Origin of the sequence: Flavobacterium sp. FlaQc-48, assembly GCF_044007335.1 — a bacterium.
In the GTDB taxonomy this organism is placed as follows: domain Bacteria; phylum Bacteroidota; class Bacteroidia; order Flavobacteriales; family Flavobacteriaceae; genus Flavobacterium.
Genome location: NZ_JBIPCR010000019.1, coordinates 114287 through 131983 on the forward strand (window position 1 = coordinate 114287; position 17697 = coordinate 131983).

Annotated in this window: 10 protein-coding genes; all 10 read left to right on the forward strand. The window is 36.8% G+C overall.

Annotated elements, in window-relative coordinates; all coding sequences use genetic code 11:
• Window positions 1–10 precede the first annotated feature (10 nt).
• Complete coding sequence (locus tag ACHRWY_RS23105; protein WP_395357746.1) at window positions 11–2671, forward strand: glycoside hydrolase family 3 N-terminal domain-containing protein; 2661 nt, start codon at window positions 11–13, stop codon at window positions 2669–2671.
• 261 nt (window positions 2672–2932) lie between these two features.
• Window positions 2933–6019 carry a SusC/RagA family TonB-linked outer membrane protein gene (locus ACHRWY_RS23110; protein WP_395357747.1) on the forward strand — a complete coding sequence of 1029 codons (3087 nt, stop codon included), beginning with the start codon at window positions 2933–2935 and terminating at the stop codon, window positions 6017–6019.
• Window positions 6020–6036: 17 nt separating this feature from the next.
• The gene (locus ACHRWY_RS23115; protein ID WP_395357748.1) at window positions 6037–7623 is read left to right on the forward strand and encodes a SusD/RagB family nutrient-binding outer membrane lipoprotein; all 1587 of its coding nucleotides are present in this window, start codon (window positions 6037–6039) and stop codon (window positions 7621–7623) included.
• Window positions 7624–7714: 91 nt separating this feature from the next.
• Window positions 7715–8764 (forward strand): exo-alpha-sialidase, encoded by a 1050-nt coding sequence (locus ACHRWY_RS23120; protein ID WP_395357749.1) that lies wholly within the window; start codon window positions 7715–7717, stop codon window positions 8762–8764.
• A 211-nt stretch (window positions 8765–8975) separates the two neighbouring features.
• A complete protein-coding gene (locus ACHRWY_RS23125) occupies window positions 8976–9308 on the forward strand; it encodes an L-rhamnose mutarotase (protein WP_395357750.1) in 333 nt (110 codons plus the stop codon).
• A 156-nt stretch (window positions 9309–9464) separates the two neighbouring features.
• A complete protein-coding gene (locus tag ACHRWY_RS23130) occupies window positions 9465–10439 on the forward strand; it encodes a M20/M25/M40 family metallo-hydrolase (RefSeq protein WP_395357751.1) in 975 nt (324 codons plus the stop codon).
• 444 nt (window positions 10440–10883) lie between these two features.
• The gene (locus tag ACHRWY_RS23135) at window positions 10884–11945 is read left to right on the forward strand and encodes a helix-turn-helix domain-containing protein (protein WP_395357752.1); all 1062 of its coding nucleotides are present in this window, start codon (window positions 10884–10886) and stop codon (window positions 11943–11945) included.
• A gap of 401 nt (window positions 11946–12346) precedes the next feature.
• Window positions 12347–14056 (forward strand): ATP-binding protein, encoded by a 1710-nt coding sequence (locus tag ACHRWY_RS23140; protein WP_395357753.1) that lies wholly within the window; start codon window positions 12347–12349, stop codon window positions 14054–14056.
• A gap of 47 nt (window positions 14057–14103) precedes the next feature.
• The gene (locus ACHRWY_RS23145; protein WP_395357754.1) at window positions 14104–14724 is read left to right on the forward strand and encodes a response regulator; all 621 of its coding nucleotides are present in this window, start codon (window positions 14104–14106) and stop codon (window positions 14722–14724) included.
• A gap of 137 nt (window positions 14725–14861) precedes the next feature.
• The coding region (locus ACHRWY_RS23150) for an Ig-like domain-containing protein (RefSeq protein WP_395357755.1) at window positions 14862–17697 on the forward strand (2836 nt) is incomplete at its 3' end.

Consider the following 17697-nt stretch of genomic DNA (forward strand, 5'->3'; position numbering starts at 1 on the left):
ACACACAATTATGTTACAACTAAAAATCAAAAAAGCAGCCATTATTTTTGTAATGGCTGCAGGTTTTTTTAACCCGGCCTGTGCCCAGAAAAAATACCCGTACCAGGATGCAAAACTACCGGTTGAAGACCGGCTAAAAGACTTGTTAAGCAGAATGAGCCTTGAAGAAAAGGTACGTCAGATGGATATGTACAAAGGCGAATTTTTTAAAGAAAAAGAAGATTTTTCTAAATCTAAATCAGATGCTAAAATTGGAAATCTGGGTATTGGAGCAATTCATGACATTTATCCGCGTTCAGCAAAAATGATAAATGATCTTCAAAGTGAGATCATTAAAAAGAACAAATGGGGCATTCCGGCACTTATTATGTGCGAGATGCTTCACGGTTATTTAGATGACGGAAGTACGGCTTTCCCAATGAACATTGGTTTAGGTGCTACCTGGGATACCACTTTGATGGGTAAAGTGGGTGGTGTAATTGGTACTGAAGCCAGGGCACACGGAGTTCATTTTGGTTTGGGCCCAAATCTTGACGTTGGCCGTGAACCACGTTGGGGAAGGGTTGCCGAGACTTTTGGTGAAGATGTGTATTTAGTGGGCGAAATGGGAACCGCAATGATTAAAGGAATGCAGGGCGATGATTTAAGGTCTGACCGTTCTATTATTGCAGAACCCAAACATTTTGCAGTTCATGGTATTCCGGAAGGAGGAGCAAATTCTTCGCCAGTATTAATTGGTGAGCGTGCAGCACGTCAGGATTTTTTACCATCATTTGAAAAAGCATTCAGAAAAGGCGGCGCATTGGGAACCATGTGTGCGTATTCTGAACTTGACGGAATCCCTTGTGCGGCAAATCATTGGTTGTTGACGGATGTTTTAAGAAAAGAATGGGGATTTAAAGGAATTGTAGTTTCAGATTTAGGAGCTATTAAATATTTGCAGGTAACACATTATGTAGCAAGTTCTCCTAAAGAAAGCATCAGAGAAGCAGTTTCGGCAGGAGTGGATATGCAGTTTTATGATTTTACCAATGAATTTTGGCAAACCAGCATCATAGAATTGGTCAACGAAAAGAAACTCACAATGGAGCAAATCGACCGTGCTGCCGGAGGAGTTTTAAGGTTAAAATTCTTATTGGGATTATTCGAAAACCCATATACCGATAAAAACCTGATTAAAGAACGTTTTCATACCAAAGAAAATCAGGATGTTGCATTAGAAGCAGCGCACAAATCGATCGTTTTATTAAAAAACGAAAACAATATACTGCCTTTAAAAAAAGATATTAAAACCGTTGCGGTTATCGGACCCAATGCAAATGCTTCAAGATTAGGAGGATATGCAGTGAAAAATAAAGTAGGAACAACGGTTTTAGAAGGTGTTCAGCAGGTTGTGGGAAAAACAGCAAATGTTCTGTATGAAGAAGGTGTTCCTTTAATTGTAAAAGGGCAAATTATTCCGTCGAAATATTTATTTACTCCGGATGGATCTCAAAACGGATTAAAAGGAGAATATTTCAATAACAGAAAAGTAGAAGGAACTCCTGCATTAACCCGTATCGACAATCAATTAGAGTTTGACTGGCCGTGGTCTCCCGGAGACGGTGTTACAGATGATGATTTTTCTATTCGCTGGACAGGTTATATTCAATCCGATAAATCATTTGATGGCTGGTTGGGTTTAAGTTCTGATGACGGAATCAGAATGTGGGTTGATGATCAATTGGTAATCGACAACTGGACAAAAGGGGCGACAAGTATGGTAACGACTCCCAAAAATATTGAAGCAGGTAAAAAATACAAAGTCCGCATCGAAATGTGGGAAGGCGGCTGGGGAGCCAGAGCTCACTTGCGTTGGAATCTGGAAAAAGTAAATTTTCAGCCGGCAATCGACATTGCTAAAAAAGCCGATGTTGCGATTGTAGTTTTGGGAGAATCAAACGAATTGGTGGAAGAAAACAGGGACGTTGCATCATTGGACTTACACGGAATGCAGCAGGAATTAATAGAAGCCATTCAAAAAACAGGAACTCCTGTAATTTGTGTACTGTTAAACGGACGTCCGCTTTCTACCAATTGGATTAGTGAAAACATTCCGGCAGTAGTCGAAGGCTGGTTTCCCGGAGAGTTGGGAGGAAAGGCTGTAGCCGATGTTTTATTTGGAGATTACAATCCGGGCGGAAGATTACCCGTTACAGTTCCAAAATCAGTAGGTCAGTTACCTATATATTATAACCAGAAACCATCAGCGATTCACCGATATGTTGCAGAAAGCGAACATCCTTTATACACATTCGGTTACGGACTGAGTTATACGAAGTTTGAATATTCAAATCTTAAAATCAGTTCTGAAACAATTAAAACCGATGGTGAATTGAAAGTTAGCGTAGAGGTTAAGAATACAGGAAATCTGGACGGAGATGAAGTAGTACAATTATACATTCATGATATCTACAGCAGTGTAACCACTCCTGAAAAAACGCTGAAAGGATTTAAAAGAGTACAGATCAAAAAAGGCGAAACTAAAACTGTTGAATTTATCCTTACACCAGATGAATTATCGATCTGGAACCGTGAAATGAAAAAGGTCGTAGAACCGGGAGATTTTGAAGTTCTGGTAGGGGGAAATTCAGTTGATGTGCTAAAAATGAATTTCAAAGTTCTGAACTAATTTTCATAAATAGAGTGAAATATTCAGTGATTAAGATGTTAATGAAAGAATGCTGTTGAAAAAGGGGTAAATCGTTTCGATTAATTCGAAATAAGATTTATAAATAAAGAGGATTAAGATTACAATTTAAAACGTTTTCGTAACCTGAAATTAGAAATGTATTCCCTACACCTTTTCAAAATTGTCATTTGTCGAAATTATATTTTGTTAACAAAATGTATTCATAAGTTTAACATGTTATTAACTCAAAAACAACTAAACATGATTAAGGACGTACTAAAATTACTGTTTGTAATATGCTTATTCGGATTTCAGGGTCTGCAGGCACAAACAACAGTAAAAGGAACGATAACAGATGCTTCAAACGGAATTCCAATCCCGGGTGCAAATGTTGTTGTTAAAGGAACTAAAACAAGTGCATCATCAGATTTTGATGGTAAGTACAGTATTTCAGTTCCAAATCAATCTGCAGTTTTGATTTTCACTTATGTAGGCAATGCTCCAAAAGAAGTTGCCGTAGGAAATCAAACGACACTGAATGTCGCATTAGGCGCAGCGACTCAGCAACTGGGTGAAGTGGTAGTGACCGCTCTTGGTATTAAAAGAGAGAAAAAAGCGATTACCTATTCGGCACAAAACATTTCAGTAGACGAGCTTTCAGAAGCAAGATCACTAAACGTTGCCAACTCACTTTCAGGTAAGGTTGCCGGTCTTAACTACTCGACAACATCAAATGGTGTAGGTAGCTCATCCAGGATTACTTTAAGGGGGAACAGGTCTCTAAACGGAAACAATCAGCCTCTTTATGTAGTAGATGGTGTGCCAATTAGTAATGGTACAACAACTACAAATCCTGATATAGATACAGGAGGAACAACACAGCCAGATGGTATTTCAAACATTAACCCGGAAGATATTGCTTCGATGACCGTGCTTAAAGGACCATCAGCTGCTGCTCTTTACGGATCAAGAGCGAGTAATGGTGTTATCGTAATTACAACTAAATCCGGTAAGGCAGGAAAAACATCTGTTTCGTTATCGTCTAATTTTATGGCTTCTTCTGCTTATAATTTGATGAACTTACAAAATGAATATGGTCAGGGAACAAATGGTGTTTACAACCCAACTTCAAGCTCAAGCTGGGGAGGTAAATTAGACGGAAGTCAGGTTTCAAACTGGCAGTTAGTTCGTAACCCAAATTATGCGGGACCGGCTACACAAAGTTATTCTCCACAGCCCAATAACGTTATTGATTTTTATAAAACAGGTTACAACTTAGCCAATACATTAACTGTAACTGCAGGAAATGAAAAAGCGCAGGGTTATTTCTCTTATACAAATACAAAAGCCGAAGGTATTGTTGGCGGAAACCAATTAGACAGACATAATCTTAATTTAAGATTGACGAGCAAAATCTCTGATAAATTATCATTGGATGTAAAAACAAACTACATTGTTCAGGATATTGATAACTTATTAAGAACAGGAGAAGAATCTATTGGTACTTCAGCTTATTTATTACCTCGTAGTATTGCATATAGTGATTACAAAAACTTCGAATATTTTGATGCTGCGGGACAAAGACAAATGAATTATTTTATCGACGAAACAGGATCACCGGGAGGAAACCCGTTTTGGTCTGCTTTAAGAGACGATGCCCGTAAAGATAAAAGAAACAGATTTATTGGTTTAGCCTCTCTTAAATATGAGTTTACAAAAACGTTAAGCTTACAGGTTAGAGCCGGTTTAGATCAAATGACAAACAAGAATGTTAGAAACAGATATGCAACTGTAGCATTTAATAACAATCTTGGTTCATATAGCGAATCTTATGAAACGGTAAGTGAACTTAATACGGATGCTTTACTTTCTTACAATGAAAAGTTTGGAGATTTTTCCGTGAGCCTTAATGGTGGTGCAAGTGGATTACAGCAAAGTAATTCAGCGTTAAATTCGGGAGGTGTTTTAAGTAAAAGAAACTTTTTCGCATTAGCTAACGTACAAACTATTCAATCTACATCTACGCATTCAGAAAAAAGAATTAATTCAGTTTACGGATTTGGTCAGCTTGGTTTCAGAAACTATTTGTTCTTAGACTTAACAGCCAGAAACGACTGGTCTTCGACTTTACCTCAGGATTATTTTTATCCTTCTGTAGGTCTTTCTGCAGTAATCTCAGATATGGTGAAATTGCCTGAAACGATTAGTTTTGCAAAAGTAAGAGCTTCATACGCACAGGTTGGTAATGATACTGATCCTTACCAAACACAACAAAGATTCTCTTATATTGGAGGAAATGGTGGTATGTTATACGGACAAACAACAGCAGCAAACCCTAATCTTAAGCCAGAGATATCTTCTTCTGCAGAGTTTGGTTTAGATGTTCGATTCTTTAATAACCGTTTAGGTTTAGATTTTACGTACTTTAATACTTTAACCAATAACCAAATTTTCTATATTAATACTCCTGAGTCTTCTTCATATTCAAGAGCTATTGTAAATGGTGGTGATATTGAAAATAAAGGTATGGAGCTAACACTTACGGCAACTCCTGTTCAAACAGAAAATTTCACATGGGATATTACAGCAAACTACGCTGAATATAAATCTAAAGTGAAATCAATCTATGAAGGAAGAGAGGAATTAGTTCTTGGTGAAGGAAGGTTAGTAAGAAGTAAAGTTGTTGTAGGCGGAGAATATGGAGATTTATATATTAAAGGTTTCCAAAGATCTCCTGACGGACAAATTATTGTAAACAGTGCCGGTATTCCATTGGCAACGAACGGTTTTGATGTTCGTGCAGGTAACTTTAACCCGGATTGGACGGCAGGTTTAAAAAATAATTTTAAATACAAAGATTTCTCTTTAAGTTTCTTAGTTGATTTTAGAATTGGCGGAGAAGTTATTTCCTATACTCAGGCGAGACAAGCTGGTTTAGGGGTTAGTGATGTAACTTTGGCAGGAAGAGCAGGCGGAATTGTTGTGGATGGTGTGGTTGCTACCGGTGCAGGAACGTATGTTCAAAATACAACAAGTATTAATGCAGAACAATACTGGACAGCAATTGGACAAAGAACACCTATTGCAGAGCCTTTTATTTATGATGCAACAAACATCAGATTAAGAGAACTTGTTTTTGGTTATTCTTTACCAAAACGTGTATTAGGCAGCACAGGTTTTACAAGTATTGACTTTTCATTGGTAGGAAGAAATTTATTCTTCTTCATGAATAAAGCGAAATATTTTGATCCGGAGGCAGGTGCCGGTACAGGAAACTTGCAAGGTATAGAGTCTTTCAACATTCCTTCAACGAGAGATTATGGAGTTAATGTTAAATTCGGATTTTAATTAAAAAAAGAGACATCATGAAATATAGTTTTAAAATAAAAACACTAGGAGTTGCATTAATGGCAGTTACTATTTTGTCAAGCTGTGCAGGCGACTTTGATGAAATAAATACAGATCCAAATTCCCTTACTGAAGATCAGTTAGATGCTACTCTTGCAGGACCATCATTTGCATCTGCAATTTATGCTGGTATTCACAATGGTTCATACTCATCACCAGGTGTAGATGATCAGGGAACATGGGGTATTGCAACAGGAATTTTATCTTCTACATTTATCCAATACTTAAATTGCGGATATGGTACAGAAAGAAATGCGTTTGTAAATGGTTACGAAGGACGTGGATGGACAAGATTTTACACCGTTGCAGTTCCGGCTTTAAACAATGCAATAAAAGCCTCTGCAGGCAATGCGGAAGCTTTGGCAATACTTAAAATCTGGAAAGTTTTTATGTACAATCAAATGGTAGATGCTTACGGTCCAATTCCGTATACAGAAGCAGGAAACGGTAAAGCAAAAGTGCCTTACGATAGCGTAGAGTTTATTTACGAAGATTTTTTCAAATTATTGGATGAAGCAAATACTACATTAAGCGGTTCTGCTATAACAACAGTAGCTTCATTTCAGCCAAATGACCGTTTGTATGCAGGTAATGTGGCCAACTGGAGAGTATTCGGGAATAGTTTAAGATTACGTTTAGCCTTAAGGATTTCAGATATTGAACCTGCTAAAGCAAAAACACAAGCCGAAGCTGCTGTAGCTGCAGGTGTGATGCAGACCAATGAGCAAGGAGCTTTCTTTAAAGCAAGTAACATTACACCAAACAACTTAAATATGATTGTAAACAGCTGGGGGTATACCATGACTGCTTCTATGGAAAGTATCCTGGTAGGATATAACGATCCAAGGTTAGCGAAATGGTTTGCTAAAATTGATACCGGTGTTTATCGTGGTCAGCCTATTGGAGGTTTAGAAGATCAGTTTGGAACCACTAAATTCTCTGCTTTTAACAATGATGTTATGGGGAATGGTGCTGCAGGAAACCTTAGTGAATCTAAAAATATTGAAGTATTTATGGCTTCTGAAAATTATTTCAGCAGAGCAGAAGGTGCTTTGAACGGATGGAACATGGGCGGAAGCGCTCAGAGTTTATACGAAGAAGGTATCAGAATGTCGTTAAGACAATGGGGAATTACAGATACTGCTGCAATCAATGCTTATGTGGCTGGAAATACATTACCAACTTTACCAAACATCTTAACCGTTTATCCAACTTTAGATTTACAGGATATACCAGTTAAATTACCTGTTGCGTGGTCCGCTGCAGTGACCAGCCAGCGTACACAAATTGCAGTTCAAAAGTATTTGGCGATTTTCCCTGAATCATGGGAATCTTGGGCTGATTTACGAAGAAGTGATGCTAAAGTAATTTATCCGCCGCTTAATACAGATAACAATGATGCCGGAGTAGGTAAAAGCTTAATGAAAAGAATTATTTATGTAACAAACGAATATTCTTCTAATAAAGATGCTGTAACAGACGGAATCACAAAATTAAAAGGTCCTGATACCGGAGGTACTAAACTTTGGTGGGATACTAAATAATTAATTTGGTGAGTAAAGACCCACGCATTCTTTACTCAAAAAACGCAAAAGGAGAGGTAACTCTCCTTTTGTTATATATAATAATCTGATCATGAAATTTAAAATTTGTAACCCGTTTATTGTGCTGATGTTGCTTTCTGTTTCTTGTGCCTCATTAAAGAAAGAACCTAAAGCGGTAAATATCACTCAAAATTATATTGCAGACAATCCGGTTACGGCGGCAAGTCACGCATCGACATTGGTCGAACTGGAACCCAATACCCTTTTAGCAGCCTGGTTTGGCGGAAAATATGAAGGTGCCAAAGATGTTAGTATTTATGTTTCTTCGTACAAAGAAAAAAAATGGTCGGCACCTAAAAAGCTCATTGAACCTTTAATAAAAGATGGCGATACCTTAGCCTGCTGGAATCCGGTTTTGTTTAAAAGCACAAGCCGGAACCTGTATTTATTTTATAAAGTGGGGAAAAACCCAAGAGAATGGTTTGGCGCTATGATCGTTTCAAAAGACAACGGAAACAGTTGGAGCAATCCTAAATACCTCCCAAAAGGAATATTAGGACCAATTCGGAATAAACCAATCGAAACAAGTCCGGGAATTATTTTATGTGGAAGCAGCACCGAAAGTATCGATGACAACAAATGGCGCGTTCATTTAGAAAAGTATACAGAAACCACAGATACGTGGGAAAGAATTGATATTAACGATCCAAAACAATTCGATATTATTCAGCCCACATTTCTCGTTCATCCGGATCACGAAATTCAGATTTTATCCAGAAGCAGGCATAACAAATTAATTTCAAGCTGGTCAGAGGATAACGGAAAAACATGGCAGCGAACAGATAGTATTAATGTCGTGAACTCAAATTCAGGCGTTGATGCCGTAACACTGTCGGACCAATCATTTTTATTGGTCAATAATCCCCTGAAAATGGGAAAAGATTGGTTTAACGGACGAAATATTTTGGATGTCGAGTCTTCAAAAGATGGTGTACATTGGAAAAAAATATTAGATTTGGAAAACCAGCCGGAAGGGGAATTCAGTTATCCGGCCATAATTCAGACTTCAGATAAAAAAGTACACATTTTGTATACCTATAATCGAAAGTTTATCAGGCATACAACATTCGATCTGAATTAATTACAGGTTATTGGATGTAATTCCTGAAAATAATATCCAACACATAGAAACATAGATTTTATAGGTAAAAAAGAAACATTATTTCTTTTATATAGTAAACTTTCTGCTTTTAAATGGAGTGAAATGCCTTTTTCAGAATAAAGAATCCGGGTTTCTATGTGTTAAAATGAATTGGAACAAAACGTTAATTATACCATTAAAAATAAAAATTATGCAAAGATTTTGCCTGGCTTTAGACTTAATAGACGATCAGGATTTAATTGCTGAATATATTGATTTCCATAGAAATGTCTGGCCGGAAATTCAAAAAAGCATAAAAGATTCCGGAATCCAAAACATGGAAATTTATCATATTGGCGACCGTTTGTTTATGATAATGGAGACTAATGCTGGTTTTTCATTCGAAGAAAAAGCAAAATTCGACGCTTCAAACCCAAAAGTCCAGGAATGGGAAACTTTAATGTGGAAATTCCAGAAAGCATTGCCACAGGCAAAATCCGGTGAAAAATGGATTTTGATGGACAAAATTTTCGAACTGAAATAAACCTTAATGGTACACGGATGACATGGATTTACTTTGCAAAAATGCGGATGAACACGGAGGCAGTATAAAAATCTATAAATAAGAATCCGTTTTAATCGGTGTCTTTGCGAAGCGAATCCGTAAAATCCGCATTTAATTTTAGATTACTAAATAAATATGACATTTCTTCAAAACATCAGGGGTACATTCGTTTTTAGTTTGCTTTTTTTGGGCCTGATTACAACTGCGCAAAAGAATAACATGGCTCAGACTTTTTATGAGCACGATAAATATCTTTCTTCAGACAAACTCGAAGGCCGTTTTCCGGGAACAAAAGGAAATAACGATGCAGCGACGTACATTAAAAAATATTTTACAAAGTATGGCTTAAAACCATTCCGCAACAACTATTATCAGCCTTTTTCAATATTTGTAAAGGAGGGAATAAACAAAATGAAATCAGACAGTGTTTCGACTCAAAATGTTTTGGGTTATATAGAAGGTTCTGATGTAAATCTTAAAAATGAATTTATAGTGATAGGTGCGCATTACGATCATTGGGGCTGGGGCGGAAAAGGGTCCGGAAGTAAAAAGAAAGATACCCTTGCCATTCATAATGGAGCCGATGATAATGCTTCCGGTGTTGCCGCTTTATTGTGTATTTTACAAGAAGTAGCAAAATCTAAAGTTAAACCAAAACGAAGCATTATTTTTATCACTTTTAGTGGTGAAGAAGAAGGGTTGTCAGGATCTAAATATTTCGTGACCCATCTTCCAATTAAAAAAGAAGCTGTAAAAGTAATGCTCAATATGGATATGGTGGGCAGATTAAATGCAGAAAAACAAATTTATATGGGGGGTGCCGGAACTTTTCAGGATGGTGTTGCACTCATGAAAAAATTAGGTGAAAATAGCGGGCTAAACCCTGTGATTCATGCCGGTGAAGTGGGCGGGTCTGATCATGTTTCGTTCTATAAAGCTTCTGTTTCCTGTATCGGATTTCATACTGGAGGGCATCCGCAATATCATACCCCTGAAGACGATATTGAGTTAATTAACAGTGAAGGCGGTGCTTTGGTTTCAAAATACATTTATACTGCCTTAGTAGCGATAGCCAATTATGAGCAACTTCACTTTATTGATCAGGGTTAGGTAAAATCTGTATCGAACCAAGTTGTGATGATTTGAAAAATGGTGATTAATACGGGATATATTTTTTTGAATATTATTTTTTTGAAAAACAACAATTTTCTCATTATTAGTGAATTCACTTTTTTTTAAGGATGTTTATTAATGTTGAAAAGTAGTTCGATTAAGATTCGTATTTTGGCTTACGTTATCCCTTTTTTTGCTGAGGTACAAAACCGTCAAAGCATAAGTTCGTATTTAACACCCAAAGGTTTGTACGAAAAGTGCCTCAATGGATGGTGTCTTTTTATTTTAATCACTGTTTATAGCTGATTTTGAAGGGTCTATTCTGTTTTTTTTGCAATATATGTTCATTGTTAAGTTGCATATTTTTATTTTTGTGATCGTAAATTTATGGGGATCCGGGTTTTGTAAGGGAAATTTACTCTAATAGTATTTTAAAAATTCATGACTCTAGATAATTGGCCCAAACACATTCAGAAATATCTTTTTCTCCTAAAAGATGGTTTTTTTCAATTACCTTATTTATTTAATTCACCTAAAATTATGTTGGATAGTTTATTAAAACTGCCTGGCATGAATCATGTTCCTTTAAAACAATACTTTTCTTTAAATACATCGCTTTGTAAGGCAAAAATGTATTATCGTGAAATTGAAGACGGTTTCTGGCTTTTGGCTATGTACATGAATGTGAAGGAAAACATAGTGACAAAATCGTATTATGATAAGAATAAATTAAGTGAATATTACCTGCTTACTTTTTCTGTATTTGAATATAATTTTCAATTGAACGACACACACCAAATCACACTTTTAAGTACCTGTTGGACATTCAGTAAACCGGATACAGAGATTTCAAGCTATTTCTATAAAGGAACTACGGGCAGGTTTTTTAGTTTTGCCATTACAAAGGAATGGGCTTCTAAAAATTTTACTTCAAAAAAAATCAAAGAACGAAAAGCTATTAAAAAGTTCTTAGATGGAAATAAAGGATCTTATACCTGGCTGGATATTGTCCCGAAAGCGCATGAACTGGGAGAAGATCTGTCTAAGTTTATAGAAAATGCTGCAGTGGTTGAAACAGACAAACCGGCTCTGAAGAAAAAATCGATGAAACTGATCACGGCGTTTTTTAATAATTCTTTTGATGATAGCCGTATAATAGATAATGTTTCACTAAGCAATTTAGATTATCATAATGTGGCAAAGGCAGAGAAAATAATCTTACATAATTTGCACCTTCCATTTGTTGGCATTGAAGTTATCGCTAAAGAAGTAAATACATCACCCACAAAATTAAAATCGAATTTTAAAACTGTTTTTGGTTTTTCGATGCTACAATATCATAAAGAAAAAAATATGCTTTTAGCCATGCAGTTAATTCAAAACTCAACTATTCATATTCAGTATATTGCAGCTTTAACAGGTTATGATTCAGCGAGTAGATTTGCAGCAAGTTTTAAAAAACGATTTGGAAAACTGCCTTCTGAGATCCGTTTTGAGGAGTAGCAAAGTTGTTTTTTCAAAAAAAGAACCTCATTTTGGCTCAATTTAGTATTAATGTATTTTTTACATTTTTTATTTAGTTGTCTGATATTTAGTGTTTTGTAAAAATGAGAGATAAGCTAAAAATAATTCTTTTCTTTCAAATAAACGGATTTGATTATTGGTTTCAAAAATGTCCGAATTGACTATCCATAACTCCTTTTTTCATTTACATTTGGTGGCGAAATAAACCAACATGCAATATTTAAAATACTAACATTGCAGCAATGGCGGTGCTTTTCGTTCTTTTTACCCAATAGCAAATTATTTTATGAACAGCCTTAATTGATTTGCCATTAAGCCTAAAAAATAATTATTCCGACTAACTAATTTTTATGTTTTCAATCTGTACGACCCGAAATCTTATGAAATATATAGCTTTGCTATTATTTCTATGTACTTCAAGCCTGTGGTCGCAGGACGTTAGTCCTACAATTCAGAAGTTGAGGAATAATCTAAATCGTCTTAATGGCGAAACTAAATTGGATAGTATAGGGTACTTAATCGAAAACCATCTGGCTAAGAATAATTTGAGTGGGTTTGAACTTCAGCTGGTTTTATTTTTTCAGGGAAATTATTACAACCAAATAGGAAGAACTTCCGGTGCAATAATGGCTTTGCAAAAATCGATCATCCAAAAAGCAGAAGGCAAAGAGGCAGACCGGATCTACTATAAAAGTTTGTATATTTTGGCAGACTTGTATTTTACTAAAAAAGACTATAAAAAAGCATTTTTTTATGCTGGCTTATGCAGAGATAAAATTCCCGCAAGCAACAATAAAGCCAATGAATATATTGGTATCCATTTAATTACAGGCTACTATTATTACCTAAATTATGATCATGCAAAAAGTATGCAGGAGTTTTTGCTTGCCGAACAGGCAGCAAAAAAATACGATCGTTGTAAGCTCTCTGAAGTGTATGTAAAAACAGCCCGGATTTACAGTAGAAAAGACCAGCTTGATAAAGCTAAAAAAACAATTACCGAAAGTATCAGAATTGCGGATAGTTGTGATGCTTTAGAAAATAAAATCAACGCGATACGAACCCTGCGGGAAATGCTTGTGGAGCACGGAGAGTTTGAGGCTGCCCACAGAACATTTGAAAAGCTCGATCGGTTAGTGGGAATGGAAGATACAAAAAGAAGAAATACCAGGATAGATTCCTTTGAAGTTGCCAACAGAATCAAGTTAAAAGAGCAGCAAAATATTAATTTGAAGCGAATCAATGAATCGGCAGAGATAAAATTACAAAAACAGAAGATAGCCCTTGTTGCATCTTTAATTGGAATTAGCTTACTCATAATATTATTGTACTCCATTTTTGTATTGACGAGGAAACAAAGCGTAACCCATGAAACACTCAAATTGCAAAAAAAACAAATTGAGGCTAGGAATAGCGATTTAAAGCGACTTAATTTACTGCATCAGAAGATTTTTACAGTTATTTCACATGACTTTAAAGAACCCATTACAACACTAAAAGTTTTATTAGGCAAAGAAGAAATTCTAAGCAATGAAAACACGGTAGTGGCATCTTATATTAAAGCGATAAGCCAGCAATTAGAACAATCTGATGCAATGCTGACCAGTTTACTTGACTGGGCAAAAACAGAACTGATTACTACAATTTCAAGTACTAGCGAAGTTAAATTGTCTGATCTCATTGCCGCAGCCCGCAGGGAATTATCTCATCAGTTAAAAGCAAAAAATATTACAATTGAGAACAGGGTTTTAAAAGAAACTAGTATAGTTTTTAATCCCACCGTTTTAAGTATTGTATTGCGAAATATAATAGGTAACGCTATTAAATTCAGTTATGAAAATAGTACAATCATCATTGAATACGAAAATAATGAAATCATAATTAAGGATTTCGGAAAAGGAATTGAGCCTAAAAAGATAGATAAACTTTTTAAGAAAAATATAAACCCGGGCGTGGGAACAAATATGGAATCCGGATTTGGAATGGGGTTGTATCTATGTCAGGAGTTAATGCTCAAAAACAAAGGAACTCTGGATGTTTTTAATAATGAACCTTCGGGTTGCATCTTTAAAATTATCTTGCCCAAATAGGGAAAACCGCTATTTATTTACCAACTTTTTTGTCGCTAATTTGTAACATGATACATATTGCTTTTTTTGAAGACCAGCCTATCGTTTGTAAAGGTCTGAACAGTTTTTTTTCAAATCAAAAAGATTTAGAAGTCCTTTTTTATGCGACCAATAAATTAGATCTGTATGCTAAAATAGAACAACATTCTGGTTTGGATTTAATTATTGTCGATCTAATTGCCAATGATGTCGAAGGATTAGAAGTCTACAGATATCTTCATAAAAACCACCCCGATTTAAGAGTAATTGCTTTTACCTCGCTTTCAAGCCCAATTTTGGTCGAAAACTTATTGGCTATGGGCGTAAAAGGTTATGTAAACAAAAATCAGGATATCGAAGACTTATTAGAAGCCATTGAGTTAGTTTGGGATGGAGGTGTTTATTTGCCGGATGATTATTCATTTCTGTCAAAACAAAACCGGATTGGTACAGCAATTACCCTAACAGCAAAGGAGCTTACCATAATGCAGTTTATAATTAGGGAATTTACTACTGCAGATATTGCTAAAGAATTACAGCTTTCGGTTAATACCGTCGAAAATCACAGAAAAAACATTTTTCATAAACTAGATGTTAGCAATGTTGCCGGGATGGTGCGCGAGGCATCAAAACTGGGTCATGTGAGTTAATAAACAGTCCTGATTACAATCATTTTAATGGTTTTGAGGCATTACAATATTTGGAGATAAAGGAATAATTCCAATGCTCATTTTACAGAATTTTAATTATTTATTATATGGTGAACTTTACTTATTTAAAAATTTTAATGACAAATAAAAAATGGCCCGGGAGGATATTTCTGGTCTTTTTTATACTGTTACTGAGCGCTAATACTACTTTTGCGCAAGCAGATGCAGCATTAACGGTCACGGCTGCAAATACAGTATTAAACCGGTATACAAGGGTTACAGCCGATGTATTAGCAGGTTCAAATACTGTGACCGTAACGAATATAGCGGAGTTAGATCGTGACGCGATTACGTATTTGCCTTCAGGATATGTTACAAATGCGGCTGGTTTTGCATCCAATACCCTGGTTGCAGATGATTTAATCATGTTATACCAGGCACAAGGAGCTATTATAGACGCTACTGATACCATGAATTATGGAACGGTAAATAATTATAATGGAGCGGGTTCGTATGAATTAGCCAGGGTAAAAAGCGTCTCTGGTAATGTGATTACTTTAAGTTGTAATACAAGGTTATCTTATTATGCAGCACGATATGTTCAGGTAATAAGAATTCCTCAATATACTACATTAACAGTTAATTCAGGAGCTAGTGTTGTTGCGATTCCGTGGGGAGCACCAGCTTTTGGAGGAGCAGATGAATCTGCTTTGCAACGAAGAAGAGGAGGTTTTGTAGGGATTATAGCGAACAATATTGTTAATAATGGTTCTTTAAATGCAAATGCAGCTGGTTTTAGAGGAGGTACAAGAGAAAACGATACATCTTCTGCAGGAGCCAGTTTTTACACGAGCTTTAGAACACCTCTTTCTGCTTTGTCAGCAGAAAAAGGAGAAGGAATTGCAGGTTACAGAACAGATTATGATACTTCTTATGGAGGAAGATATGGCAGAGGGGCTGCTGCTAATGGAGGTGGTGGAGGAAATGCTCACAACGCCGGTGGTGGTGGTGGTGCCAATGGCGGTATTCCTGCAAACTGGTTTAGAGGTGCAGGTGTAATGAACGATTTTGGTACTTGTCTTAGTCCTGGAGCCTGGGCTCTGGATCCAAATTATATTGCCAACGGAAATGCGTTAACCAATTCTTCCGGTGGAGGAAGTGGAGGATATAGTTATTCTTCCGTCAATTTAGATGCATGTACTGTAGGACCATCTTATCCGAAAGATTTTATATCAGCAGGTGTTCCTGCCGCAGATGTTTTAAGAGCTACCTGGGGAGGAGATGATAGAGATGCAGTAGGAGGATTAGGAGGAAGACCATTAGCATCTGCAGGTTTGCAAAGCCAAATATTTTTTGGTGGTGGTGGTGGTGCCGGTGATGGAAATGATAGTGCCAATGCAGATGGTGGTGATGGAGGAGGTATAGTTTTCTTAGTCGTTGCAAATAATATAACAGGTACAGGAACCATACAGGCTAATGGACAAAACGGATTTGATACTATTGGCGGAAATAATGATGCTCCCGGTGGTGGAGGTGGCGGTGGAACGGTTTTAATACAAGCCAATTCACTGGGAAATAATATAAATGCAAATGGTGGAAATGGAGGGATTCAAAAAATTACCAATACTGAAGCTGAAGGTCCAGGTGGTGGAGGTGGAGGTGGTGTAATCTCTGTGAGAGCTACTACAGATACATCGATTAAAACAATTAATGGTGGTTCAAATGGAACTACAACTTCTACATCAGTTAGTGAGTTTAAAGCTAATGGTGCTACTAGTGGTAACACAGGATCGATTTTGGCCATAGCTGTCAACCTGAACTCATCAGTTTGTCAAACAGATTTACAAATTAGCAAAGGCGTTGATAAAACGAATCCTAATATTGGAGATAATGTAGTCTTTACCCTTACTGCCAAAAATAATGGAGCTAATGATGCAACAGGAGTAAAAGTAACAGATGTACTTCCTGCAGGTTATACTTTTGTAAGTGCGGCAACAGTATCAGGAACCTGGACTAGTCCAACCTGGAATATTGGTAATTTAACTACTGGTGTAACTGTAACACTAACAATTACGGCCAAAGTAAATGCTACAGGGCCTTATTTAAATACAGCTACAATTACTAGTGATTTGTACGATCCAACTTCTGGAAATGATTCATCATCTGTTACGCCTACAGTAAACCAGCCACCAACAGCCAATAACGTTACCAATGCTACTGCGATTGCCTCAACAGATGCGGCAAAAGCAATCAGCGCTTTAAGCGGAAGCGATACCGACGGAACAGTAGTAAGTTATACGGTTTCTACTTTACCGGCTCACGGAACTTTAGCCTTAGGCGGAGTTGCAGTAACAGCAGGTCAGGTGTTGACACCAACTGAGGCAGGAAACCTTACGTATGATCCGGACGGAACATTCACCGGAAACGATACTTTTACTTTTACGGCAAAAGATAATTTAGGAGCAATATCAACCAGTGCAACTTTTACCATTGCCGTTGGAAATAATCCACCAACAGCCAATAACGTTACCAATGCTACTGCGATTGCCTCAACAGATGCGGCAAAAGCAATCAGTGCTTTAAGCGGAAGCGATACCGACGGAACAGTAGTAAGTTATACGGTTTCTACTTTACCGGCTCACGGAACTTTAGCCTTAGGCGGAGTTGCGGTAACAGCAGGTCAGGTGTTGACACCAACGGAAGCAGGAAACCTTACGTATGATCCGGACGGAACATTCACCGGAAACGATACTTTTACTTTTACATCAAAAGATAATTTAGGGGCAATATCAACCAGTGCAACTTTTACCATTGCCGTTGGAAATAACCCACCAACAGCCAATAATGTTACCAATGCTACTGCGATTGCCTCAACAGATGCGGCAAAAGCAATCAGTGCTTTAAGCGGAAGCGATACCGACGGAACAGTAGTAAGTTATACGGTTTCTACTTTACCGGCTCACGGAACTTTAG